A 23,692-nucleotide genomic window follows, 5' to 3' on the forward strand; every position below is an offset into this window, starting at 1 on the left:
TCCAAGTGGCAAGGAGGCCAAGAGGTGGGTTCGACGACCGTGTTCCGGGTGGCCGCAGCGCTGCTCTTCACGACCATCGTGCTGGGTTCGGTGGTGTGCGCGACCGACTCGAGCTCGGCCTGCCCCGCGTGGCCGGTCTGCTACGCCGACCAGGTGGCGCCCCTCCCGCAGTTCGAGTGGCTGAACAACCCCGTCATCGAGTTCGTGCACCGGTTCATCGCCTTCCTTTCCCTGGTGTTCACGGGCTGGGCGGGGTGGCTCGGGCGCCGCTCCGCCGACGTGCGGGTCCGGCTGTTCCCTTGGGTGGCGCTGGGCCTGGCCGTCGGCTCGGCGGTGTTCGGGATGATGATCATCCTGTTCACCCTGCCGCTCGGCCTGGCCCTCATCGACGTGGGCGGCGCGATGGTCGCGATGACGCTGATGACCGTCGCGTCGGCTGCGGTGACTTCCCGGGTCGACGGTGGCTCGCCGTCGGTGCGACGCCTCGGCCTCGGCGCCCTCGTCGTGCTGATCTCCATGCACCTGCTGGGCATCGTCGTGGCGGGCGTGACGTCGGCGGGCACGGGCTCGTTCACGCGCTGCATCAGCTGGCCGCTGTGGCTGGTGCTCGACATCGACAAGTACCCGGCGCTGCAGGTGGCGCGCATCGTGATGGCTGCCGCCGCGCTCGTGCTGATCGCGGCGACGGTGGCGAAGGCCGCGCGCAGCCCCAAGCTGCGCATGCCCGCCGTCGTGCTGGCCGCGCTGACCGTCCTCGAGTTGGCGCTGGGGCTGCTGATCCGCGCCCAGGGGTTGGCGCTCACCCAGACCAACGGCATCAACGCCACGCTCGCGGTGCTGTACACCGCGCTGGCGTCGGGGATCGTGTGGGCACTGGGCTACCTCATCGGGCGGGCGGGATCCGTCGCCGGACGCTCGCCGGCGCCCACGGCCCCGGAGGCCGTCACGGGATCCGCTTGGTCCACTCCTCGGAGCTGAACTTCGTCTCCACGAGGTGCTTCGCCTTCGCCAGCTCATCCTCGGAGTACTCGCGGCGCTGCGTGGAGTAGAGCGACTCGAAGTGCTTCAGGAACGACGCCAGGATCTCGTCGCGGGGCATCTGGGTCTGCGAGCGCAGGGGGTCGACGCGCTTGTTGGCCGACTTCGTGCCCTTGTCAGACATCTTTTCGCGCCCGATGCGCAGCACTTCGAGCATCTTGTCGGCGTCGATGTCGTAGGCCATGGTCACGTGGTGCACGACGACGCCGCCAGTGACCCGTCGCTGGGCGGCGCCGGCGATCTTGCCCTTGTCCGAGGCGATGTCGTTGAGCGGCACGTAGCGCGCGTTGACGCCCAGTTCCTTCAGCGCGCCCAGCACCCACTGGTCCAGGAACTCGTAGGAGCGCTCGAAGCTGAGGCCCTCCACCAGCGACACCGGCACCACCAGCGAGTACGTGACGCAGTTGCCGGGTTCCATGAACATGGCGCCGCCGCCCGTGATGCGCCGCACCACGTCGATGCCGTGCCGGGCGCGGCCCTCGTCGTCGATCTCGTTCTTGTAGCTCTGGAAGGAGCCGATCACGACGAGGGGCTGGTCCCAGTCCCAGATGCGGAGGCTGGGGCGGATCTCGCCCTTCGCGAGCTCCGCGGCGAGCACCTCGTCGAGCGCCACGTGCATCCGCGGGTCCATGGAGACGGGGCCGATGACGTCGAACGTGTGGTCTGACCAGTCGGTGGCGTGGCCGAGGGCGCGGCGCACCGCGATGCCCACGGCCTCCGGCGTGAAGCCGATCATCTGCGTCTCGGAGTGCAGCCGCGCGGTGATGGCTTCGGCCATCTCCACCACCGACGACGTGGTGGGCATGCCGAGCAGCGCGCCGTTGATGTCGTCCAGGGCCTCGTCGGGTTCGAGGAAGAAGTCGCCGGAGATGGCCACGCGGCTGAGCCTGTCGCCCTCCTGTTCGACGTCGACCGCCACGAGTTTGCCGCCAGGAACCTTGTATTCGCCACGCATGTCGATGAGCTTACCCACCCGGGGTTGGGGCCCGTGGTGGCGGAGGGCTGAGTGAAGTTGTGCACCAAGTCCGCTGCACAACTCGACAACGCCTGGTGGGGTGGGCGGGGGCCACGACGGTGGGCTGAGTGAAGTTGTGCACCAAGTCCGCTGCACAACTCGACAACGCCTGGTGGGGGCAGCGGCCACGACGGTGGGCTGAGTGAAGTTGTGCACCAAGTCCGCTGCACAACTTCACTCTGCCGGGCAGGTTCGACGCGGGGGGCGACGCGGGGGCGGCCGCGGCGCCCCGACTCAGGCATGTCGCCGGGCCTGTGCACCGAACGGCACCCTCGACGCGTGTTGGGGGTGACAGATCGCTCAACCAAGGAGGCACCGTGCATGCCGAAACACTCGCCATACCGGCTCCCGCCGCAGTTAGGGTGAGCCGTGTGAACGACGACGTCAGCGAGGCGACCCTCGGCTTCGAGGGGTTCGTGACGCAGCGCGGCCGGGGCCTCTGGCGCGCTGCGTGGTTGCTGACGGGCGACTCCCACCACGCCGAAGACCTCGTCCAGACCGCGCTTTCCAAGACCTTCACGCGCTACGGCGACTTCGGCAACGACGCCCAGTTCGAGGCCTACGTCCGCACCACCATCTACCGCACGTTCGTGTCGTGGTGGCGCAAGCTCAGTTGGCGCAACGAGAAGGCGGCCGAGTTCGTCGCGGATTCGGCCGCCCCCGAGACACCGCACGGCGTCAACCTCGACCTCGTCCGCGCCCTCGAGGAACTGCCCCGCATGCAGCGCGCCGTGCTCGTGCTGCAGTACTTCGAGGATCTCGCCACCGACGACATCGCCCAGCGCCTGGGTATCTCACCCGGCACCGTCAAGACCCATTCGTACCGCGGCCGCGCCGCATTGCGCGCCTCCAAGCACCTCGCAGGAAGGGGTGAGTGACATGAACGACGACTTCCATGATCTCTTCAAGCAATCGGTGCCGCAGGCGCCCTCGCCCAACGGATGGGCCACCGCCGCCCGCCGCAAGCGCCGCAGCCGTCAGATGGTTGCGGGCAGTCTCTCGGCCGGGGTGGTGATCGCGCTGGGGGTCCCGCTGGCGCTCAACCTGTCGTCGAGTGGGGCCGAGAACCTGGTGGCCTCCCCGGAGCCGACGGTGAGCTCAGCGGCGCCCACCACCTCGCCGGAGGAGACGCCTCAGCCCGCGCCCAGCGTGACCGCGCCGTCGCCGGAGGTGTCGCTCTCGACCCGACGCGACGGCCAGCCCGGAGCCGAGGTCTGCTACAACGAGGTCGACGAGCCGGTGGGCAGCTGGATCAACATCGGCACCATCGACACCGGCGCGGCCCGCGCCTGGCTCTGCACATCCGATTACGGCACGGTCGGCCCGCTGGAGCCGCTCGTCGTGGACGTCGATGGGCTCGTAAGGGCCCTCTACGCCCAGCCGCCGCTGACCGAGGCTGACGCCCCGGAGACCGCGCAGTTCTACACGGTGATCTTCGAGTACGACGACGGCCGCAAGGCCTCCTTCACCGGCGACATCCAGGACTCCACTGAACTGACCGACGGCGAGAACCAGCTGCAGGGGAGCGAGGCGTTCTTCCGCGACGAGATCGAGGCCCGCTGGTTGGCGCAGCGCGTGCAGCTCGGACGCCCCGTGGGCGAATACGCGCCGGTGCAGGCGTGCCCAGTGGCGATCAACCAGGCGCTGTTCCCGGTCGAGCTGGACGAGGTGGTGGGCGGGTACGCCTGCGCCTTGGAGGCCGGCGAGCCGACGAAGAACGTGGAGTTGCGTGAATCCGTGGCTGCTCAGATCGGGGCGGAGGCCCTGGCCAACTCCGTCCCCACCGAGGCCGCAGGCAGCGACGACGCCGGGCAGCGCACCCTGGTGCTGCGCAACGTGTGGGGCGACGAGCTGCGGCTCGAGCAGCGCGGCGACGGCTACGAGTTCCGCGGCGAGACCAGCCTCATGCGCTGGACCCCCGCGCCGGAGTTCGCCGCCGAGCTCGACGCCCTCTTCGCCGGGTAGGCCGCCGAGGCGCCGGCGACGCCCGGCCCGCCGTCGACGCCCGGCCCGCCGTCGACGCCCGGCCCGCCGTCGACGCCCGGCCCGCCGTCGACGCCCGGCCCGCCGTCGGGGGTGGAGGCAGAGTGAAGTTGTGCAGCGGACTTGCTGCACAACTTCACTCTGCCCAGCCCGGGACCGGCGCCCCAGCCGGGCGTTGTTGAGTTGTGCGGCGGACTTGCTGCACAACTTCACTCTGCCCAACCCACCCCTGCCCAACCCGAGGCGCCGCATCACCCACCCGCCCCGCTCCAGCCCAACCGACCGCTTCTCCGTGACAACCTCCCGCGACCCCCACCGCGTCGTTAGGGTGAGGAGGTGGCCATGCAGGGCATCGAAGCGTTCATCGCCCACCGTGGTGGCGACCTCCTCCGCGCCGCGTGGGTGCTCACCGGCGACTCCCATCACGCGGAAGACCTCCTCCAAACCGCGTTGGCGAAGTCGTTGGGCGCCTACGACACCCTGGCCAACGACCACAAGTTCGAGGCCTATCTCCGCACCACCATGTACCGCACCTACATCTCCTGGTGGCGACGGCTCAGCTGGCGATCCGAGATCCCCAGCGAGGTCCCCGACGACGACCAACCCGCCGCGGACGCCACCGCCGAGCTCCGGCTCGACGTGCTGCGCGCCCTGGCCACCCTTCCCCGCATGCAGCGGGCGGTGGTGACCATGCGCTACGTCGAGGACCGGCCCATCGCGGAGGTGGCCGAGGCGCTGGGCATCAGCCAGGGCGCGGTGAAGAAGTACGCCCATCGAGCGTGCGCCGCCCTCCGGGAGTCGACGCACCTCACGCCCCAGGAGGCTTGAGATGAACGACGACGACATCAGGGACGCACTCAACCGCGCCGCCCCCCATCCCACCGTCCCCGCAGGCCTGCTCCGGGGGGCGCTCCGCCGCCGTGGGCGCACCCGTGGGCTGGTCGCCGCCGGTGCCCTCGCGCTGGCCGGGACGCTGATCCTGCCGCTGGCGCTGAACCTGGGCAACGGCGCCGGGCCCGTGGCCGAGCCCGCCTCCGCGCCGGTGACCGACGCGGTGGCCGAGGTCGCCGAATCCACCCACCCCCCCGTCGAAGAGGCAGCCCCGGAAGCAGAGGGGACGCCCGAGGCCGCCTCCGGTGAGGAGTCCGTCACGGTCTCCCCGGAGTTCGCCGCCACGCGCTCCCTGGAACTGGGCTGGGACGTCATCCAGGCAGCCGATGGCCCCAACCGCGTCGTGTCGCCCTCATCCCTGTCCATGTCGCTGGTGCAGGCGGCCGAGGGAGCCGAGGGGGCATCGCTGGCCAGCATCGACGACACCCTCGGCCTCACCGGCGACTCCCGGGCCGCCTCATTCGCCGCCCTCCGGGAGCAGCTGCTGCCCTACGACTCCCTCCCCGCAAGCGTCGACGCCGACGACCCGCCCGAGACCCCCGTCGTGCATCAGGCCAGCCGGGTGCTGGCCATCGACTCTGAGCTGAAGCTGCCGTTCCTCGAGCGCATCGCCCTCTTCTACGACGCCCAGGCCGAGTCCACCACCTTCGACGACGCCAAGGCCAACCTCGACGCCTGGGCCACCAAACACACCGCCGGCCTCATCGAGCAGTCCGCGATCGAGCCGAAACCCGACCTGGTGGCGGTCCTCCAGGACGCGTTGCTGTTCGCCGCGGCCTGGCGCGACGAGTTCCGCTACGAGCAGCCCATCAGCTTCACCACCCCTGCCGGCCCCAAGACGGTGGAGGGGGTCTCAGACGTCCTGCCGGTGGCCTACGCCGAGGGCGAGCGCTGGACGGCCGTGCGGCTCCCGTACGACGACAACCTCGCCGCCGACGTCATCCTCCCGACGCCGGGCGTGGCCCCCGAAAGCCTGACCGTCGAAGAGCTCGAGGCCGCCCGCCTGGCCCTCGACGCCGCCGAGCCCGCGCCTGTCACCGTGACCATGCCCACCTTCGACCTCACCGCCAAGAGCGACCTCATGGAGGCGCTGCCGCAGATCGACCTCTCCAACCTCAACGGCATCGTCGACGGCGGCTTCGCGGGGAAGTGGGTGCAGCAGACCAAGCTGATCGTCACGGCCCAGGGCACGGTCGGCGCGGCGCTGACCGAGATGGCCGTCTTCACGAGCAGCGGGGGCTCCGCGGAGCGCGAGTTCATCGTCGACCGCCCGTACGTCTTCCGCGTCTCCGACACCCGCACCGGCTGGCCGCTGTTCGTGGCCGCCGTCTCAGACCCGACCGAGGAATCATGAACGTCCGCTGGCTGAGCCTCATCACGGCCCTCGCCCTCACCGCCTGCGCCCAACCCGCTCCGGCGATCGACGCAGGCGAGGCGAAGGGCGTCGTCGCAGTCCTCGACCTCCCGTACGAGTCGACGCCCTCCGTCGATGAGGCGGCCGACGCCTCCGAGGAGCTCGGCTGGCTCGCCGTCCAGAACGGCGAGGGCCTCAACAGGGTGGTCTCGCCGTCGTCGCTGAGCATGTCGCTGGTCCAGGCCGCCGAGGGCGCCAGGGGCCGGTCGCTCGAGAGCATCGACGACGCCCTCGGCCTCGCCGGCGACCACCGGGCCCGCGCCTTCGGCGCCCTCCGCCAGTCGCTCACACCGTACGACGACCTCCCCACCAAGGTGGATGCCGACGACCCGCCCGAGACCCCCGTCGTGCACCAGGCCAGCCGTGTCGTGGCCGTGGACTCGGTGCTGGAGCAGCCCTTCCTGGACCGCCTCTCCGAGTTCTACGACGCCCCTGCCCAACAGGTGACCCTCGCCGACGCCAAACCCAACCTGGACGCCTGGGTCAAGAAGCACACCGCCGGCCTGATCCCGCAATCCGCCGTGACGCCCGACGGCTCCACCGTGGCCGTCCTGCAGGACGCGCTTCTGTTCGCCGCCGCCTGGGCGCAGGAGTTCACGGGCGAGCCGGCCATCCCGTTCGACACCCCCGACGGAGTGACGCCCGTGGACGGGCTCGCGGGCACCTTCTCCGTCCGCTTCGCCGGGGGTGAGCGCTGGACGGCCGTGCGGCTCCCGTACGACGACGCCCTGGCGGCCGACGTGATCCTGCCCCGCCCCGGCGTCGACCCCTTGGAGCTGACCGAGCGTGAGCTCGCCGAGGCGCGGTTCGTGCTGGCGCAGGCTGAGCCGGAGCCGGTGGACGTCACCATGCCGGCCTTCGACCTCGCCGCCAAGACCGACCTCCTCAAGGCCCTCCCCGACATCGACCTCAGCGACCTCGGCGGCATCGTCGAGGGCGGTTTCGCGGCCCAGTGGGCGCAGCAGGCCAAGCTGATCGTGACAGCCAAGGGCACCGTCGGCGCCGCCGTGACCGAGATGGTTATCGCGACGAGCGCCGGACCGTCGGTAGAGGTGCGCACGTTCACGGTGGACCGCCCGTACGTCTTCCGCGTGCTGGACACCCGCACCGGCTGGCCCCTGTTCCTGGCGGCCATCTCCAACCCGAGCGAGGAATCATGAACATCCGCTGGCTGAGCCGGGCAGCGCTCCTCATCACGGCCCTCGCCCTCACCGCCTGCTCCCAACCCACCGCCGAACCCATCGCGACGGAGGTCAAAGGCGCCGCAGCCGTCCTCGACCTTCCCCTCGACACCACCCCCAACGTCGACGAGGCGGCCCGCGACTCCCAGGAGGTCGCCTGGCGCGTCATCCAGAACACCGAAGGCAACAACCGCCTCACCTCCCCGAGCTCCCTCAGCATGTCCATGGCCCAGGCGGCCGAGGGCGCGCAGACTGTCACGCTGCAGAGCTTCGACGACATCCTGGGCCTCACCGGCGACGACCGCGCCAAGGCGTTCGGCGCCCTCCGGCAGGCGCTCGCCCCGTACGACTCCCTCCCCGACGAGGTGGACGTCAACGACCCACCGGAAACCCCCGTCGTCCATCAGGCCAGCCGCGTCCTCGCAGTCGACGCGACGGTGGAGCAGCCCTTCCTCGACCGCCTGGCCGAGTTCTACGACGCGGCCGCGGCGCAGTCCCCGCGCGCGGAGGCGCAGGCCAGCCTCGACGAGTGGGTCAACCTCCATACGGCGGGCCTCATCGAGAAGTCGGGCGTCAAGGTCAAGCCCAACACGGTCGCCGTGCTGCAGGACGCCGTCCTGTTCGCCGCCGCGTGGCGCACGCCGTTCGAGCAGGAGCGCAAGGTCCCGTTCACCGGCCCGGCCGGGGCGGGTGAGGTGGACGGCGTGAGCGGCATCGTCACGGCCCGCCTCGCCGAGGGCGACGGCTGGACGGCCGTGCGGCTGCCCTACGACGACAATCTGGCCGCCGATGTCGTGCTCCCTGACGAGGGGACGGGCCCGGAGGAATTGGCCGCGGAGGACTTCGAGGCAGCGACCGCCGCCCTCAATGACGCCTAGGAGCAGCAGGTGATGGTGGTCATGCCGTCGTTCGACCTCAAATCCAAAACGGACCTCATGGAGGCCCTCCCTGAGATCGACCTCAGCGACCTCAGCGGCATTTTCCCCGGCGGCTACGGCGAACAGTGGGTGCAGCAGGTGATCCTCCAGGTCAGCGCGAAGGGCACCGTGGGCGCGGCCGTCACCGAGTTGGCGGTGGCGGAGAGCGCCCCCATGCTCGACGGCGTGTTCGAGGTGGACCGCCCCTACGTCTTGCGCGTGCTCGACACGCGTACCGGCTGGCCTTTGTTCCTGGCGACCATCGCCGATCCCGCCGCCAACGCTGGTTGAGCCGCGAGCTCCGCGAGCGTGGCTAAACCGCCGACACACACGCCGGCCCTCGCGCCTTGACCTGAAGTGCACTTCAGCTCTTAGCGTCAGCTCCATGAAGCAGCTCAACATCGCCCTCCGCATCGTCTTCGCTGCCGCTGCGGCCCTCCAGCTCGTCCTCGCCGTCGCCGTCCTTCCCCGCGCTTGGTGGATCTCCCTCCTCTTCCTGGCAGCCGCCGCCCTCCTCGGCCGCGGCGCGCTCCGAGGCTGCCGCCGTAACCTCATCCTCGGTTCGGCCCTCGCCGTCATCGCGCCGCTGGCTGTGGGCCTCTCCGGCGTCGAGCCAATCGACATCTGGCACCACGTCGTCCGCATCCTCGTCCTGGCGGGCATTCTTGGCGCATGGCTACTCTCTCGTCCATCGGCGCCGTCGCCCGCACCGTCGGTGTGAGCGTCGAGGCCGTCCGCTACTACGAGGCGGAGGGCCTGATCGCCCCACCCAGAGACGCCTCCGGCCGCCGCCGCTACCGCGAGGTTGATGTCGACGCACTGCGCGTCATCACCGCGCTGCGGAAGGTGGGCTTCGGCATCCGGGAGATCGGCGACCTCATGGCCGTGAAGCGCGGCGAGGACTCGCCGGTGCAGAGGATCGACGCCGGACTCGCCGCCCTCGCACAGCTCACCCGGCACCTCGATGAGCGCCAGGCGGCCCTCGACGACGCCCGCAGCCTCTGCCAGCAGTGGGAGGGCGACCTCCGAACGGCTCGGCAGCAACTGGCCCCATAGGCTGGTTCCATGACCTACCCCCGCACCCGCCGCGACGACACCGTCGACAACCTCCATGGCACCACCGTCCCTGATCCGTACCGCTGGCTCGAGGATGCCGACAACCCGGAGGTGCAGGAGTGGGTGGCGGCGCAGCGCGACTTCACCGAGGCCCAACTCCAGCACCTCCCCGCCCGCGGCTGGTTCAGGGAGCTGATGGGCCGCATCGTCGCGCGACCCCGGGCGGGCGTGCCGCTGAAGCGCGGCGGCCGCTGGTTCGTCAGCCGCAACGACGGCACCAGCGCGCAGGACCTCTGGTACACCGCGCCCACGCTCGAGGAGCTGGTCGGCGGGGGAGAGGTCGTCCTGGATCCCAACACGTGGAGCGATGACGGCACGTCCTCGCTGTCCACCTTCACCGTCGCCCGCGACGGCTCGCTGATGGCCTACGCCCGCAGCGACGGCGGCTCGGATTGGCAGCACATCCGCACCCGAGACCTCCGCACCGGCGAGGACCTCGACGGCGAGGTCACCGCGAAGTTCTCCAGCCCCGCGTGGCTGCCGGACAACAGCTCGTTCCTGTACGCCACGTTCGACGAGGCCGACGACGCCCGGGGCACCGCGACGGCCGGCCTCGGGGTGGCCCGCCTCATGATCCACCGCCCCGGCGGCGACGACGAGCTGCTGCTGACCTTCCCCGATGAGCCGCACACCATGGCCAGCGGCGAGGTCAGCCACGACGACAACTGGCTCGTCGTGAGCATCTTCCGCGGCACGGAGAACGTCAACCGCCTGTGGGTCTACCCGATCACCACGGCGGATGGCCGCTCCACCCTCGGCGAGCCCGTCAAGCTCCTCGACACCGCCGACGCCGAGTACACCTTCATCCGCACCGACGGCGGCCACATCTATCTGCACACCGACCTCGACGCCCCGCTGGGCCGGGTCATCCGCCTGAACGTGGCCCGCGGTGAACTGACCGAGGTCGTCCCGGAATCCGACGCCACGCTCAGCGCCGTCGAAGCGGCGGGCGACGGCATGCTCCTGGCCTACCTCGACGATGCCCAGCACCGCGTCGAGTACCGCAACCTCGACGGCTCAGATCCGCGTCCCGTCGACCTCCCGGCCGGCGCCCTGGTGGCCCTCGACTCCTCCCCGCTGCGCGACGAGGCCTTCGTGGGCCTCAGCACCATCGCCACCCCCACCGCCTCCTTCCACGTCCCGCTGCCGGTCGCCGAGGCTGCCCCTGCGACGGAGGAGCCGGGCAGGCCGAAGGGCCCCCACCCCCTCCCCGCCCAGCCCATCAGCCTCTCGGCGGCCTCCGAGCGGTTCGCGCCGTCCTTCACCATGGAGCGACACCGCGCGCCCAGCGCCGACGGCACCCCCGTCCCGTACTTCCTCATCACCCCCGACGACGGCCACTCGGGCCCCCGCCCCACGCTCCTCTACGGCTACGGCGGCTTCAAGATCCCCGTCCTCGCCGACTACCGCCCCGGCTGGTCCGCGTGGCTGGCGGCCGGGGAGCGCTCGCGATCGCCAACCTCCGCGGCGGCGGCGAGTTCGGCACCCGCTGGTACGACGACGGCCGCCTGGCCAACAAGCAGCGCGTGTTCGACGACTTCATCGGGGTGGCCGAACACCTCATCTCCACGGGCGTCACCACCTCGCAGCAGCTGGCGATCTACGGCCGCTCCAACGGCGGTCTCCTCGTCGGCGCCGCGCTCACGCAGCGCCCCGACCTGTTCGCCGCGGCGATGCCCACGGTCGGCGTGCTGGACGTGCTGAGGTTCCACAAGTTCACGATCGGTTCGGCGTGGATCAGCGACTACGGCGACCCCGACACCCCCGAGGGCTTCGACGCGGCCTACGCCTACTCGCCGCTGCACCGCATCGAAGAGGGCGCCCAGTACCCGCCGACGATGATCCTCACCGCTGACCACGACGACCGGGTGGTGCCGCTGCACAGCTTCAAGTTCGCGGCGGCGCTGCAGGCGGTGTCGCCCGCCGAGGCGTGGCTCCGGGTGGAGAGCTCAGCCGGCCACGGTGCGGGGAAGTCGTTGCAGATGGTCGCCAGCGAGTGGGCCGACCTGCTGGCCTTCGCCGCTCACCACACCGGCCTCGTCCCCTGAGCAAGTCGCTCTGCGACTGGTCGATGGGCTCTAGGCGCGCCCGACGACCTAACCCAGCGCCGCCACGACAGCCGCAGCAATCGCGTCCTGCGCCTCAGCCGACAACGACGTGCCGTCGCCCAACCCAGGCTGGCCGGCACTCACGAACACCCCGTCGACGGCGTCCAGCGCCGCGCTGATGCTGCGACCGTGCATCGTCAGCCAGTACTCAGCCACATCCTCCGTGGTGACTGGCGCGATGCCGACGATCTCGGCGTCCGGTAGTGCCTCCCGCAAGGAGGTGAAGTACGCGTCGGCACCGGGCCTGATGCTGTAATCACCGTCAGCGACCCCGCCGAACGTCACGACGACGTCAGGATCAGCGTCGGCGACCAGGCCGACGGAGCGGGCGAAGTCCGCACACGGGGTGAAGTCGCAGGAGCGGGGCGACGTGATGTAGCCGCGGCCGGGGGAGGAGAGGTTGACCACCTCACCCCAGCCCAGCGCCTCTGCGGCGGTGGTAACCCAGGTGTCGTCGCCGATGGAGTGCGAATCGCCGATCACCACGACGGTGGACCCACCGACGGCCGGCGACCCAGACGCACTCGGCTCCGGCGACGTCTCGACGGCTGGCGGCACACTTTCGCTCACGTCTGCGGTGGGCGACGGGGTCGCCGACTCTGAGATGACCACCGACGGCGATGACGATTCAGCCACGGGATCCGACGACGGGGTCACGGCAGGGGTGGAGGCCCCGCTCGGGGCAGGCGCAGCCTCGATGGGCCGGTTCATCAGCAGCGCGGCGGCGGCGAGGGCGACGGCGACCACGCCGAGCACGATCAAGCCGATGATGCTCAGCCTGCCGAAATCGCGGGTAGCGCTCATGACCCTGTCTTCCTGTCAGTGATTCACGGAACGTCTCAGAGGGTAGTGCAATCCGCCCTGAGGTGGCGATCATGACGGGCCCCGAATCGGAGACTCAGGGCAGTTCGGGCTAGTGTATCCACCGCAGTGACTTGTCGCTGCCCCGACATCCCACTGTGAACCAACGTTACAAGGCTCCGGATTGATCTGGATCGCCCTGCCGGACAAGGAAACATCTATGGAGTTGCAGCAGTACCTGCAGATCGTGCGCCGATACTGGAGGAGCACGCTGGCAACCGCACTCCTGTGTATCGCCGTCGCGGCTGGCTTCACCCTGCTTCAGAGCCCGAAGTACACCGCCACGTCGTCGCTGTTCATCACTGTGGAAAGCGGCGGCACGGCGGGCGAACTGTCCCAAGGGGCAACTTACGCGGAGCGTCAGGTTGGGTCTCTCGTCTCGGTAGCCAGCTCCGCCTTGGTGCTCCAGCCCGTGATCGATGAGCTCGGACTGGATCTGACAGTGGGGCAGTTGGCTGACAAACTCAGTGTGTCTTCGCCAACCGCCACGTCGATCATCAAGGTCAGTGCCGAGAATGGGTCGCCGCAAGCGGCAGCCGACTTGTCCAACTCAGTGGCCGCCAGCCTGCAGCGCTCCACTGAGTCCCTGGCTCCGGCTGGCCCCGATGGCGCCCGTCTGGTGAGCGCCACAGTGATCGACTCGGCCGTGGCGCCCACTACTCCTTCGGCGCCGCGTCCGGCCATGAACCTCGCACTAGGCGCGCTGCTTGGCCTTCTGCTCGGCTTGGGCCAAGCGGTTCTGCGCAGCGTGCTGGACACCCGGGTGCGGACCAGTGAAGACGTGGCGGAGGTGACGGATGCCCCCATCCTCGCCGAAATCGGACACCGCGAGAAGACCGCGGCGGGCCGGGCCGCCGAGGACCAGGGTATCGAGTGGGCCAGTGCTGAGGCCTACCGAAAACTGCGTACTAGCATCGGCTTCGTGGGCCTAGGGGGCGAGCGTCGCTCTTCCATGGTCATCACATCCTCGCTCCCTGGTGAGGGTAAGACTGAGACTTCCACCAACCTCGCCCGGGTCCTGGCCCTCGCCGGGGAGCGAGTGCTGTTGATCGACGCGGATCTTCGACGGCCGCAGGTTGGGGCACGGCTTCGCATTGACAGTGAACTGGGGCTGACCGACGTTCTGACGGGGCGCGGTTCCCTCCAGGACCTGATCATTGATGTAGCTCCTGGCTACCTCTCCGTCCTCCCCGCAGGGACGATCCCTCCGAACCCTTCGGAGCTCTTGGGCTCGGAGGCGATGGGGCACCTTCTTGCGACCGTGGAGCGCCAGTACGACTACGTGCTCATGGATGCACCTCCCGTTCTGCCGGTGACAGACGCAGTCGTGCTCGGAGCTCAGGCCGGAGGGGTGGTTGTAGTCTCTCGCTCCGGTTACATCCGACGCCCACAATTACATGGCGCCTTGAACAGTCTTCAGGCGGCGGAGGTCGACCTTCTCGGGCTGGTTCTCAATGATGTCCCAGCTACTCGAGCTGACGTCTACGGCGGGTACTACACCTCCAGCCCTAGCCGCTAGGCATGAGAGGGAGAGAGACCAACCTCGCCAAAGGGCTCGACGCGGAGCGTGCCGATGCCCGTCGCGCTGAGGACGCAGCCGTCGATATAGATGCGAATACAACTGTCGGTGCTCCTCGATGCAGTAGACCGGATGTTCTTCTGAATGGGGAGGTGGCATGGTAACCTATTACGGTGTAATCGCATCGGTCCTATTGCTTTCTCTCGCTGCTGAATGGACTCGCGGTACAGCGGTTGAAACGGACCTCTCTGCAAGGAACGACTTAAGCTATATCAGGCGGGTCCTGATTGGATGTGTGGGCGTACTTCTGACTCTTGTCGCTGCCCTCAGGTGGAGAGTGGGAACAGACTACCGTGTCTATGAGCGGCTGTACCCTAGTTACAGGGATGGCTTTATGGACGCACTCGTGAAGGTCGATGAGCCAGCCTTTAAACTCCTAGCCCTCATTTCCTCCTGGATTTATGACGATGCGGCTACGATGTTCTTCTTTGCGTCCCTCCTGGCTGTAGGAACGGCCGTGTGTGCGCTCGCTGCACGTGGAGGGCCAGTCGCGTTCATCTTTGGACTATACATCCTCTCTGGATCGTGGCACCTCTCATTCAACGCAGTGAGGCAGGCAATTGCCATCGCCATTGTGTTTGCTGGCCATCGCTTCATTTTGCAACGGAAATTCATTCTCTACCTTCTCATCGTTGGTGTCGCATCACTCTTCCATGCAAGTGCGGTAGTTGCGCTACCTCTATTCTGGGTGCCAAGGCGCAGGCTTGGAGGCTGGGGTCTCTCATTTGCCGCAGCCTTGGCGGTGACTGGGTATGTATTTTCGGGACAGTTGCTCCAGCTCGTACTTCAACTCGCCGAGGCCGATGTGAGCGTCTATGTAACCCAGGTTGTCAGCCCTTTAAGGGTCGTTGTGGCGGTGGCGCCTGTCCTGGTCTACCTATTGTGGCTTCGAGCTGAAGATCGTGACCCATCCGCATGGTTTTACAGGAATCTTTCGATCGTTCACGCCGCCATTGCAATCCCGTTCTCGGTCAGTGCATATCTATACCGATATACGCTCTATACGCTAATTTTCGTCCCGCTCAGTCTCGCGTCGTTGACCGCGTTCCGAGAACCGTTGTCGAGGCAATGGGTCCGTCTTGCGATCACCTTGTTATTCGCAATCTTCTGGTATCTCGAGGTGACCGGTTCACCGGACTTGCATGCGTTCTCGTGGATCTGGGAGAGGCAGTAGTCACAACCCCATGGTCCGCATGTATGAGGTTTGGATATCCTCCCTGTAGTCCCCTTCAACCCTTCGTTGAATCGCATCTATGGTGCATCCTGGCGTCCATCGCCAGTTGCTAGCGCGTGAGCAACTCCTTCTTCGCCACCCTAAGCGGAACTTCTGGAAAACGGTGGATCTGGGACAGGCGTGACCCAAAGGTGCGCGACAGGGGCTGAGATGATCGGTCCGTGACGGTAGGCCCGTTGACCTTCAGCAGACCGGCGGCAATTGATCGCGAAAGCGCGGGCTCGGGTGTCAGCTTCGTCGGCTCAGGCGGATTGCTGGCTCTTCAACCTGAGCGTGGGGTCAGAGGCGTAATCCGCCGCAGAGCAGCACCATTCTGGGGCGGTAGTTGTCGGGTCGCGGAATCCTCTGGCGGCGTCGGGCGAGTTCAATCAGGCCGTTAATGGCCTCGGTTCCGCCGTCATTGGCGCCGCCGGTGGTGAAGTAGCCCAAGAACGCGTCGCGCCACTGGTCGAGCGTGCCGCCGAGGCGGGCGATCTCCGGGATCGGACACGTCGGGAACGAGGATAGGATCTCCTCCGCGACCCGACGCCCGTCAGCACGACGCGCCTGGTGATAGGCCGAGCGCTGATGCTGCGCGCAGTGCCAGGTGAATATTCGGCTCGTTGAGCGCCAGAGCTGTTGGGGACTGTACGTTTTCCGGTGTAACTCCGATGTAGGAGGTACCCGATGAGGATGCAGGTAGAGCGGATCGTCTCGGCGTCCGCGGTGTCCGTGGATGTCCTGCTGGACCCGGCGGCGGACTTCATCCACGGCAGCCGTGGCGAGTTTGACGACCTGGAAGGCGTCGAGCACCGCGACGGCGTCCTCCAACTGGTCGTTGATCGCGTTCTTGCAGCCGTGGAAGGGGTCCAGCGTGGCGATCTCGACGCCCTTGCGGAACACTGAGTATTCGCTCTTCTGAGGACCACTGGTATTGCTGTCGGGGGCCGATCGCGTTGACAGACGCGATCGCGTTGTTCGGGGGCATCGAATATTCGGGTTCAGGGCCACTGTTTCTAGGCTCCTTCTGCCGCGCGGCCCTATCGCGCGGCAGAAGGAGAAATTCGGATGGTACGCAGAATCAAGGCGGAGCTGGTGCTCCGGCTTCGCGCAGAAGGATTCACGGGGCGGCAGATCGCCGCGCAGGGCATGTCCCGCACCAGCGTGGCGGCGGTGATCGACGCCGCCGCCCGGGGAGGGATCGGCTGGGACGACGTCGCCGTGGGGCATGCGCGATCACCCCGCAGGGGGCATCCCATTTCCGGCTCATCACAATCCAGGGTGTAATCGGGGTCTGAATCCGCCGGTCTCGAGCAGTGATCTGGCGATGTAGTTGGTGAGGTTCCGGAAGCCGAGTGCTGATCCGCGGAGGTGTTCGAGGCGGCCGTTGAGGGCCTCGGTGGGACCGTTCGAGGTGCCGGGCCGGTCGAAGTAGGCCAGCACGTCGTCTGCTCGCTTCTTCAGTGTTCGGCCGAGTGTGATCACCTCGGTCAACGCGGCGGGGACGCCGTGGCTGACCGAGGCGATCAGGCTGGTCGTCAGGGCCCGGCCTCTGGTCCGGTCGGGTTCACGGTAGGCGGCGATCATCCGTTGGTAGATGCCCCAGGTGGCTTCGACCTCGACATGATCATCGCCGGCGAACAGGGCAGTGAGCCTGTCCTTCTGCCGGTCGGTGAGGAGGTCGGCGCCGGTGTGCAGGGTGCGGCGCGCCGAGTAGAGCGGGTCGCTGGTGCGGCCTCGGTGTCCGTGGATGGCCTGTTGGACGCGTCGGTGGCATCGGTCGAGGGCGTCGCCGGCGAGGCGGACCACGTGGAAGGGATCCATGACGGCGGTCGCGTCGGGCAGCTCTTCGGTGGTGGCGGTCTTGAACCCGGTGAACCCGTCCATCGCGACGACCTCAACTCTGTCGCGCCATGCCTGGTCGCGTTCGGACAGCCACTGCTTGAACGCCTGCTTGGAGCGCCCTTCGACCATGTCGAGGAGCCTGGCAGGCCCGGTGCGGCCGCGGATGCCGGTCAGGTCGATGATCACGTGAGTATTGGCGGTCCTGGGGGCCGGGTGTGGTGCGGTTGAGCGCCACCGGCCCGGGTGCCGAATCGTGTGGTTGAGCGCCGTGGTTGGTGTGGTTGAGCGCCACCTGCTTCTAGGCTCCTTCCCGCCTATGTGAGGGCCACGTGGGCGGGAAGGAGTACCGGTAATGGTACGCAGGATCAAGGCGAAGTTGGTGTTGCAGCTTCGTTCGCAAGGGTTGTCGGGCAGAGCGATTGCTGCCGGGCAGGGCATGTCCAGGCACAGCGTGCAGGCGGTCATCGACGCTGCCGAGGAGGCCGGGCTGGGCTGGGACCGGGCGGAGGGCATGTCTGACGGGCAGGTCTACGAGGTGTTGTTCCCGGGCCGCGGTGTCCGGGAGAGCGTCTTCGCCCAGCCTGACTGGGGGCGGGTGCATCGGGAACTCGCCCGGGTCGGGGTGACGCTTCGGCTGCTGCATCAGGAGTATCAGGACGCGGCGGTGCGGGACCGGCAGCCGGTGATGAGTTACGACCGGTTCTGCCGGTTGTATGCCGACTACGCGGCCGTCCTGGGTGCTTCGTCGAGGGTGGGTCACAAGGCTGGCCGCAGCGTCGAGGTCGACTGGTCAGGGCCGACGATGGAGCTGCTGGATCCGACCACCGGCGAGGTGTCGAAGGTGTATTTGTTCGTGGCGTGTCTGCCGTTCAGCAGGTTCGCGTTCGTGCACGCCTCGTTGGATATGCGGCAGGAGTCGTGGTTGCGGGCGCACGTGGCGATGTTCGAGTTCTTCGGCGGCACGGTCCCCAGGATCGTGCCGGACAACTTGAAGACCGGTGTGATCTCCCATCCCCGTGAGGGGGAGGTCGTCCTCAATGACGCCTACCGGGAGCTGGCAGGGCACTACTCGGCCGCGGTGCTGCCGGGCCGTGTCAGGCACCCAAAGGACAAACCCAGTGTCGAGAACACCGTCGCGCACGTGGCGACGTGGGTGATCGCGGGGTTGCGGAGCGAGACGTTCACCACCTTGTCCGGGTTGCAGGCCCGGATCCGGGAACGCGTGGATGCCTACAACACCACACCGTTCCAGAAGCGGGAAGGGTCCCGCCGCAGCGTCTTCGCATCCGAGGAACGGCCGCTGCTCGGGACGCTGCCGGCGGCGCCGTTCGAGATCAGCCAGTGGGTCTATGGCCGCAAGGTGGGCCGCAACGGCCATGTCGTCTGGTCGAAGAATTACTACTCGGTCCCGTTCGCCCATATTGGGGCGAAGGTCGACCTGCGCCTCACGCAGACGATGATCGAGATTTACCGCGGTGATGAACGCCTGGCCAGTCACTTGCTGCTGCCCTCAAACACCTCGAACAAGTACCGCACCAACGATGCTGACTTGCCCGAGGGTCGGGGTTGGCAACCGTGGGACAGGACACGCATCGACGCCTGGGCGGACCGGGTGGGGCCCGCCACAAAGGCGGTGACCGACCGGGTGTTCGAGTCGGTCCCCATCGCCGAGCAGGCCCATGACCCGGCGCTGGCGATCCTGCGCCTGACCAGACGTTTCTCCCCGGCCCGGGTGGAGGCAGCTTGCCAGTTGGCGCTGCGGGGACCGGTGCGCAACATCCGCTACGCCCATCTGAGACCGATCCTGGACACCGGGCAGGACAAGACCGGTCAGAGCGTCGAGACCGCCGACGAGGTTGGCGGCTATGTCCGCGGCAGCGACTACTACGCCGGAGGGACCCGATGAGCGCCTCGCTGCTGGACATCGAGACCAAACGCAAGCTGCGGGAGATGAACGCCACCGACCTGCTGACTGCGATCGACACCCAAGACCCAGTGGTCTCGGCCGGGTTGGCGTTCGAGGACAGGCTCCGGATGGCTGTCGATGAGGCCTACTCGTCGTTCACCCACTCCAAGGTCACCGGCCTGATCCGACGCGCCGGTTTGCGTTACCCGAACGCTGACCTGCGCCGGATCGACCTGCTTGAGGAACGAGGGCTGGACCGCAGCCTGCTGGAGGGTGTCAGATGGTTTGTGTAAGGGGTGGCTCCTGACAAGGAAGCAGACACACTGATGACCATGACCACCAAGGAAGACCGTGAAGACCGGCGACGTGCCCAGAGGGAAGGCGTCGCCGCGCTGGAGGCCTCCGGTGCGCTGGATGACCTGTATGCCCGCATCGATGCCGGTGAGGTCCAGCTCGAGGGCAAGGACGGGCTGATCCAGCAGCTGATCAAGGCCGGCTTGGAACGGGGCCTGCAGGCTGAACTGACCGAGCACGTCGGCTACGACAAGGGCTCCGCGGAAGCGCCCGCGTTCCCGAACTCACGCAACGGCTCCTTCTCCAAGAAGGTCTCGACCAGCGCCGGCGACGTCGAGCTGGCGATCCCAAGGGACCGGGATGGAACGTTCACCCCGATGCTGGTGCCGAAGGGCTCCAGGCGCCTTTCAGGGCTTGATGACATGATCATCAGCCTCTACGCCGGCGGGATGACGGTGCGTGACATCGAGCACCATCTGGTCTCCACGATCGGCACTGAGATCAGCCGCGAGACGATCTCCAAGATCACCGACGAGGTCGCCGATGAGGTCCTGGCCTGGCAGCAGCGGCCGCTGGACTCGTTCTATCCGGTGATCTACCTCGACGCGATCATGGTGAAGATCCGCGACGGCGCCCACGTGCGGAACAAGGCCGCCCACATCGCCGTCGGTGTCGACATGGACGGCATCAAGCACGTGCTGGGGATCTGGATCCAGGCCACGGAAGGGGCGAAGTTCTGGGCCGGGGTGTGTGCACAGCTCGCGAACCGGGGCGTCAAGGACGTGTTGATCGTGTGCTGCGACGGGCTGACCGGGTTCCCCGAGGCGATCGAGGCCACCTGGCCGCAGTCGACGGTCCAGACCTGTGTGGTCCACCTGATCAGGGCCGGGATGCGGTTCGTGTCCTACAAGGACCGCAAAGCCGTCGCGGCAGCGTTGAAGCCTGTCTACCAGGCCGCTGACGCCGACGCCGCGAGGGCGGCGCTGGACGAGTTCTCCGCCTCGCCGCTGGGCAAGGGCAACCCGAACACGGTCCGGGTCTTCGAGGACGCCTGGACGAAGTTCATCCCGTTCCTCGCGTTCCCGCCGATGCTGCGCAGGGTGATCTACACCACAAACGCGATTGAGTCGCTGAACTACCAACTGCGGAAGGTCACCAAGAACCGAGGCCACTTTCCTTCCGATGACGCCGCGGTCAAGCTGCTGTGGTTGGCGATCTGCAACATCGAGGACAAACGAGCCCGTGACCGGGCCAAGGAGAAAGGACGACCCCGAGGAGCCAAGCGCAACGCTGAAGGCCGCCTCGTCGAAGGACAGGTGACCACGAACTGGAAACAGGCCCTGGCTCAACTCGCCATCGCCTACCCCGACCGCATCAACCCCCACCTCTAAACCAACCCCCGGAGACCACCACTTACACAAACAACTTGACAAGCTCGCCTGCTGTCCCATCTGGGCTCCTGCCAGTTCGTCACCCGCCAGCAGAACGTCGTGTTCCAAGGCTTCACCGGATCCGGGAAGTCGTATCTGGGATGCGCGCTGGCGAAACGGGCCTGCGAACACCGGATCCGGGCCCATTACATCCGGATGCCCGACCTCGAGGAGGCCTGGACCGCGGCCCAGGAACAGACCGGTGGAGCCGGGAAGTTCCTCCGCAAGTACGCTGCCTTCACGCTGCTGGTGATCGATGAATGGCTTCTGGATCGTCCCACCGAATCGATGCGCGGGATGCTGCTGGAACTGATGGAACGCCGCTATGGCGAAACCTCAACGGTATTCTGCACCCAGTATCAGCAGAAGGACTGGCACCAGCGCCTCGGCGCCGGCGTCCACGCCGACGCCATCATGGACCGCATCGTCCACAACACCCTCTGGATCGAGACCGGCACCTACAACATGCGCGAGCACACCGCCGCGCAGACCTAACCCCGCAGGGTCAGCGCCGGTGGTGGCTCCCAGCCACGTCACCACCGGCGCTCACCCGCACCAACCCCGGCGCTGGACCGCACGAACCCCCGGCTCCCACAGCGTCAAATACTCACACGGTGACGTACTTGTCACCGCGGCGGGTGTGGCGCCACACGTGCTCGTCCACGCCGATGGCCTTCACGCCGTCGAACCTGGTCGGGTCGTCGATCAGGACCCGCTTGCCTTCGGCCAGGACCGCCGTGTTGGCGGTGTTCCACGACACCCCGAGCCCCTCGGCGACGCGGGCGACGGTGAGGTGCTGCACGACCAGCCCCTCCAACGCCCACCGCAGCCCGCGGCGTGACATCTTCGCCCGCGGTTCCGCGGCGAGGCTGGTGTCTTGTCGCCACACATGCCCGCAGCCGGTGCAGCGGTAGCGGCGGATCGTGACCAGCAAGGTCGTCGGCCGCCAGCCGAACGGCTCATGCGCCAACGGCCGCGTCACGGTGTCACGCGCGAGGCCTTCGCAGCCGCAGCGTCGGCACCACTGATCCGGCTCCACGACCCGGCAGGCGAGGACCGCGCGGCCAGGCTCCAGCAGTTGGCCGGTGACCTCCAGGCCGAGCTCGTCGAGCCGACAGAACGAGGTCAGGTCAGGGCAGGCGAACCCCGCCACAGGGGTAGCATCAGACACGTCGAGGTCTTCCAGATGGGCAGTGTGAGAACTTCCATCATCGGGAGACCTCGACCCCTACCCGGCCCGACGCGCCGAACAGCCCCCTACACCCTCATCTGTGATGAGCCCCATTTCCCCCGGGGGACCGTTACTGGCTCTTCGTACCTGAGCGTGGGGTGAGCGGGGATCCGATGGCGGGCGTGTCGGCGGGGTGAAGGGGGTCGAGGCCCTCAAGAATCGGGGTTACCACACCACCTGATCTTCAAGGACCTCGACGTGCCCGATTCTACTTCCTGCTGCCGTGCCGGCGGCGGCTACTGTCAGCGCTGCGACCTTCTGGTCGGTCTGCCTGGGCTCCACGTGGTCGGCGTCCAGCGCGACGACGCGGGGCTGCGTGTCGAGGTCGAGTCACGGACGCCGGAGGTGATGGGCTGCCCCGCCTGCGGCGTGATCGCGCATGCGCATGGCCGGCAGAGGGTTGAGTTGATCGACGCGCCGTGCTTCACGGCGCCGGTGAAGCTGTGGTGGCGGAAACGTCGCTGGCTGTGTCCCGAACCGATGTGCCCGGTGAACTCGTTCATGGAGCAAGACCCCGATGTGGCGCGACCCAGAGCGCTGCTCACCAGTCGCGCGACGTCGTGGGCGATCGGGCAGATGCGACGGGAGAACGCCTCCGTTCAGGGGATGGCCCGGCAGCTCGGCTGCACCTGGAGGACCCTGTGGCGAGCGGTCAAGCCGATCCTTGAAGCCGCCGCCGCCGACGAGGCCCGCTTCGCCGGGGTCACCTCGCTGGGCGTCGACGAACACATCTGGCACCACGTCTCCACCAAGCCCGTCGACCAGGGCGGACGCGGCCCGAAGGAGTTCACCGGCATGGTCGATCTCACCCGCGACAAGGACGGACACATCCGAGCCCGGCTGCTGGATCTGGTCCCGGGCCGCTCCGGTGAGGCCTACAAGACCTGGCTGCGTGACCGCGGCGACACGTTCCGCAAAGGCGTCGAGATCGCCACCCTGGACCCGTTCCACGGCTACAAGAACGCCATCAACGACCAGTTGGAGGACGCCGTCGCGGTGCTCGACGCGTTCCACGTGGTCAAGCTCGGGACGGCCGCGGTCGATGAGGTCCGCCGCCGGGTCCAGCAGGACATCCACGGCCACCGCGGACGCAGAGACGATCCGTTGTATCGGATCCGGAACCTGCTGCGAGCCGGGCAGGAACACCTCACCGACCGGCAGAAGACCCGCCTGGAGACCGCGTTCACAGCCGACGACCGACACGTCGAAGTCGAGGTCGCCTGGCACTGCGCCCAACAGCTCCGCTCGGTCTACCACCAGTCCAGTCACGCCGACGGCCGCAGGGTCGCGGACAAGATCCTCGCCACGTTCCCCTCATGTCCGATCCCGGAGATCGCCCGCCTCGGCCGGACGCTGAACCAGTGGCGCGACGCGTTCCTGGGCTACTTCACCACCGGCGGCGCCAACAACGGCGGAACCGAATCCATCAACGGGTTGATCGAACTCGCACGCCGCGTCGCCCGAGGGTTCCGCGACCCCGACAACTACCGCCTCAGAATGCTCCTCATCGGCGGCGGTCTACGACTATGACCCCACGCTCAGGTACGAAGAGCCCCGTTACTCGACCTCAACCCTGAGCCCCGCGTCGTCGCGGGCGACGCCGGACACGTGGAGCCCCGGCAGCCCGACCAGAAGGTCGCAGCGCTGGCAGGAACCGCCGGAGGCACGGC

At 67.8% G+C, this 23,692-nt stretch carries 20 protein-coding genes and 4 pseudogenes; 19 read left to right on the forward strand and 5 right to left on the reverse strand.

Features of this window, described 5'->3' with window-relative positions:
- The first annotated feature begins 24 nt into the window (after positions 1 to 24).
- Positions 25 to 978 carry a COX15/CtaA family protein gene (locus ACX1DX_RS13115; protein WP_459396946.1) on the forward strand — a complete coding sequence of 318 codons (954 nt, stop codon included), beginning with the start codon at positions 25 to 27 and terminating at the stop codon, positions 976 to 978.
- Here ACX1DX_RS13115 and lplAB read toward each other — a convergent pair.
- Entirely contained in the window at positions 944 to 1,993 is a 1,050-nt protein-coding gene (gene lplAB / locus ACX1DX_RS13120; protein WP_459396947.1) for a lipoate-protein ligase LplAB, read from the reverse strand. The two genes, ACX1DX_RS13115 and lplAB, sit on opposite strands and share 35 nt — an antisense overlap.
- Before the next feature lie 431 nt (positions 1,994 to 2,424).
- On the opposite strand from lplAB, the gene ACX1DX_RS13125 reads away from it, so the two are divergent.
- The 10 genes and pseudogenes from ACX1DX_RS13125 (at position 2,425) to ACX1DX_RS13170 (ending at position 11,603) form a co-directional block, all read left to right on the forward strand.
- Positions 2,425 to 2,931, forward strand: coding sequence for a SigE family RNA polymerase sigma factor (locus tag ACX1DX_RS13125; protein ID WP_459396948.1), 507 nt, complete (start codon positions 2,425 to 2,427; stop codon positions 2,929 to 2,931).
- A 1-nt stretch (position 2,932) separates the two neighbouring features.
- Positions 2,933 to 4,018, forward strand: a complete 1,086-nt coding sequence (locus ACX1DX_RS13130; protein ID WP_459396949.1) for a hypothetical protein — start codon at positions 2,933 to 2,935, stop codon at positions 4,016 to 4,018.
- Between the two features lie 360 nt (positions 4,019 to 4,378).
- Complete coding sequence (locus ACX1DX_RS13135) at positions 4,379 to 4,864, forward strand: SigE family RNA polymerase sigma factor (protein ID WP_459396950.1); 486 nt, start codon at positions 4,379 to 4,381, stop codon at positions 4,862 to 4,864.
- A 1-nt stretch (position 4,865) separates the two neighbouring features.
- On the forward strand, positions 4,866 to 6,281 hold the full coding sequence (locus ACX1DX_RS13140; protein ID WP_459396951.1) for a serpin family protein: 1,416 nt from the start codon (positions 4,866 to 4,868) through the stop codon (positions 6,279 to 6,281).
- Positions 6,278 to 7,501: a serpin family protein gene (locus tag ACX1DX_RS13145; RefSeq protein WP_459396952.1), complete on the forward strand. Its 1,224-nt coding sequence runs from the start codon at positions 6,278 to 6,280 to the stop codon at positions 7,499 to 7,501. Before ACX1DX_RS13140 ends, ACX1DX_RS13145 begins: the two co-directional genes overlap by 4 nt.
- Positions 7,498 to 8,730 (forward strand): annotated as a pseudogene (locus ACX1DX_RS13150) (serpin family protein). Before ACX1DX_RS13145 ends, ACX1DX_RS13150 begins: the two are co-directional and overlap by 4 nt.
- A gap of 94 nt (positions 8,731 to 8,824) precedes the next feature.
- Positions 8,825 to 9,160 (forward strand): hypothetical protein, encoded by a 336-nt coding sequence (locus tag ACX1DX_RS13155; RefSeq protein ID WP_459396953.1) that lies wholly within the window; start codon positions 8,825 to 8,827, stop codon positions 9,158 to 9,160.
- Positions 9,112 to 9,495 (forward strand): MerR family transcriptional regulator, encoded by a 384-nt coding sequence (locus ACX1DX_RS13160; protein ID WP_459396954.1) that lies wholly within the window; start codon positions 9,112 to 9,114, stop codon positions 9,493 to 9,495. Before ACX1DX_RS13155 ends, ACX1DX_RS13160 begins: the two co-directional genes overlap by 49 nt.
- A 9-nt stretch (positions 9,496 to 9,504) precedes the next feature.
- Positions 9,505 to 10,641: pseudogene (locus ACX1DX_RS13165) on the forward strand (prolyl oligopeptidase family protein); the annotation flags it as partial.
- Positions 10,642 to 10,979: 338 nt separating this feature from the next.
- Positions 10,980 to 11,603: a prolyl oligopeptidase family serine peptidase gene (locus tag ACX1DX_RS13170; protein ID WP_459396955.1), complete on the forward strand. Its 624-nt coding sequence runs from the start codon at positions 10,980 to 10,982 to the stop codon at positions 11,601 to 11,603.
- Positions 11,604 to 11,651: 48 nt separating this feature from the next.
- On the opposite strand, the gene ACX1DX_RS13175 is transcribed toward ACX1DX_RS13170, so the two are convergent.
- Positions 11,652 to 12,467 (reverse strand): hypothetical protein, encoded by an 816-nt coding sequence (locus tag ACX1DX_RS13175; protein ID WP_459396956.1) that lies wholly within the window; start codon positions 12,465 to 12,467, stop codon positions 11,652 to 11,654.
- 181 nt (positions 12,468 to 12,648) lie between these two features.
- On the opposite strand from ACX1DX_RS13175, the gene ACX1DX_RS13180 reads away from it, so the two are divergent.
- Together ACX1DX_RS13180 and ACX1DX_RS13185 are read left to right on the forward strand one after the other, a co-directional pair.
- Entirely contained in the window at positions 12,649 to 14,043 is a 1,395-nt protein-coding gene (locus ACX1DX_RS13180) for a tyrosine-protein kinase domain-containing protein (RefSeq protein ID WP_459396957.1), read from the forward strand.
- Between the two features lie 157 nt (positions 14,044 to 14,200).
- The gene (locus ACX1DX_RS13185; protein WP_459396958.1) at positions 14,201 to 15,277 is read left to right on the forward strand and encodes an EpsG family protein; all 1,077 of its coding nucleotides are present in this window, start codon (positions 14,201 to 14,203) and stop codon (positions 15,275 to 15,277) included.
- Between the two features lie 339 nt (positions 15,278 to 15,616).
- On the opposite strand, the gene ACX1DX_RS13190 is transcribed toward ACX1DX_RS13185, so the two are convergent.
- Complete coding sequence (locus ACX1DX_RS13190; protein WP_459396959.1) at positions 15,617 to 16,219, reverse strand: transposase; 603 nt, start codon at positions 16,217 to 16,219, stop codon at positions 15,617 to 15,619.
- Between the two features lie 165 nt (positions 16,220 to 16,384).
- Between ACX1DX_RS13190 and ACX1DX_RS13195 the strand changes: the two genes are divergently transcribed.
- A complete protein-coding gene (locus ACX1DX_RS13195; protein ID WP_459396960.1) occupies positions 16,385 to 16,603 on the forward strand; it encodes a hypothetical protein in 219 nt (72 codons plus the stop codon).
- On the opposite strand, the pseudogene ACX1DX_RS13200 reads toward ACX1DX_RS13195, so the two are convergent.
- Positions 16,586 to 17,347 (reverse strand): annotated as a pseudogene (locus tag ACX1DX_RS13200) (ISL3 family transposase); the annotation flags it as partial. The gene ACX1DX_RS13195 and the pseudogene ACX1DX_RS13200 sit on opposite strands and share 18 nt — an antisense overlap.
- Before the next feature lie 166 nt (positions 17,348 to 17,513).
- Here ACX1DX_RS13200 and istA point away from each other — a divergent pair.
- From istA to ACX1DX_RS13220, 4 genes are read left to right on the forward strand one after another with little or no spacing between them, the layout of a single operon-like run.
- Entirely contained in the window at positions 17,514 to 19,067 is a 1,554-nt protein-coding gene (gene istA / locus ACX1DX_RS13205) for an IS21 family transposase (protein ID WP_459396961.1), read from the forward strand.
- A complete protein-coding gene (locus ACX1DX_RS13210) occupies positions 19,064 to 19,360 on the forward strand; it encodes an ATP-binding protein (RefSeq protein ID WP_459396962.1) in 297 nt (98 codons plus the stop codon). The genes istA and ACX1DX_RS13210 overlap by 4 nt, the downstream gene beginning before the upstream one ends.
- A gap of 39 nt (positions 19,361 to 19,399) precedes the next feature.
- A complete protein-coding gene (locus ACX1DX_RS13215; RefSeq protein ID WP_459396963.1) occupies positions 19,400 to 20,752 on the forward strand; it encodes an IS256 family transposase in 1,353 nt (450 codons plus the stop codon).
- A gap of 51 nt (positions 20,753 to 20,803) precedes the next feature.
- Positions 20,804 to 21,286: an ATP-binding protein gene (locus ACX1DX_RS13220; protein ID WP_459398221.1), complete on the forward strand. Its 483-nt coding sequence runs from the start codon at positions 20,804 to 20,806 to the stop codon at positions 21,284 to 21,286.
- 115 nt (positions 21,287 to 21,401) lie between these two features.
- Here ACX1DX_RS13220 and ACX1DX_RS13225 read toward each other — a convergent pair.
- Positions 21,402 to 21,962 (reverse strand): annotated as a pseudogene (locus tag ACX1DX_RS13225) (transposase); the annotation flags it as partial.
- A gap of 258 nt (positions 21,963 to 22,220) precedes the next feature.
- On the opposite strand from ACX1DX_RS13225, the gene ACX1DX_RS13230 reads away from it, so the two are divergent.
- On the forward strand, positions 22,221 to 23,552 hold the full coding sequence (locus ACX1DX_RS13230; RefSeq protein ID WP_459396964.1) for an ISL3 family transposase: 1,332 nt from the start codon (positions 22,221 to 22,223) through the stop codon (positions 23,550 to 23,552).
- Positions 23,553 to 23,692: the final 140 nt, after the last annotated feature.

The organism is Tessaracoccus zhenghani (assembly GCF_054552775.1).

Coding starts and splice junctions, on each gene's coding strand:
- ACX1DX_RS13195 (WP_459396960.1), top strand. CDS start 16,385: ATGGTACGCAGAATCAAGGCGGAGCTGGTGCTCCGGCTTCGCGCAGAA.
- ACX1DX_RS13215 (WP_459396963.1), top strand. CDS start 19,400: ATGACCACCAAGGAAGACCGTGAAGACCGGCGACGTGCCCAGAGGGAA.
- ACX1DX_RS13155 (WP_459396953.1), top strand. CDS start 8,825: ATGAAGCAGCTCAACATCGCCCTCCGCATCGTCTTCGCTGCCGCTGCG.
- ACX1DX_RS13160 (WP_459396954.1), top strand. CDS start 9,112: ATGGCTACTCTCTCGTCCATCGGCGCCGTCGCCCGCACCGTCGGTGTG.
- ACX1DX_RS13175 (WP_459396956.1), bottom strand. CDS start 12,467: ATGAGCGCTACCCGCGATTTCGGCAGGCTGAGCATCATCGGCTTGATC.
- ACX1DX_RS13135 (WP_459396950.1), top strand. CDS start 4,379: ATGCAGGGCATCGAAGCGTTCATCGCCCACCGTGGTGGCGACCTCCTC.
- ACX1DX_RS13130 (WP_459396949.1), top strand. CDS start 2,933: ATGAACGACGACTTCCATGATCTCTTCAAGCAATCGGTGCCGCAGGCG.
- lplAB (WP_459396947.1), bottom strand. CDS start 1,993: ATGCGTGGCGAATACAAGGTTCCTGGCGGCAAACTCGTGGCGGTCGAC.
- ACX1DX_RS13140 (WP_459396951.1), top strand. CDS start 4,866: ATGAACGACGACGACATCAGGGACGCACTCAACCGCGCCGCCCCCCAT.
- ACX1DX_RS13145 (WP_459396952.1), top strand. CDS start 6,278: ATGAACGTCCGCTGGCTGAGCCTCATCACGGCCCTCGCCCTCACCGCC.
- ACX1DX_RS13210 (WP_459396962.1), top strand. CDS start 19,064: ATGAGCGCCTCGCTGCTGGACATCGAGACCAAACGCAAGCTGCGGGAG.
- istA (WP_459396961.1), top strand. CDS start 17,514: ATGGTACGCAGGATCAAGGCGAAGTTGGTGTTGCAGCTTCGTTCGCAA.
- ACX1DX_RS13185 (WP_459396958.1), top strand. CDS start 14,201: ATGGTAACCTATTACGGTGTAATCGCATCGGTCCTATTGCTTTCTCTC.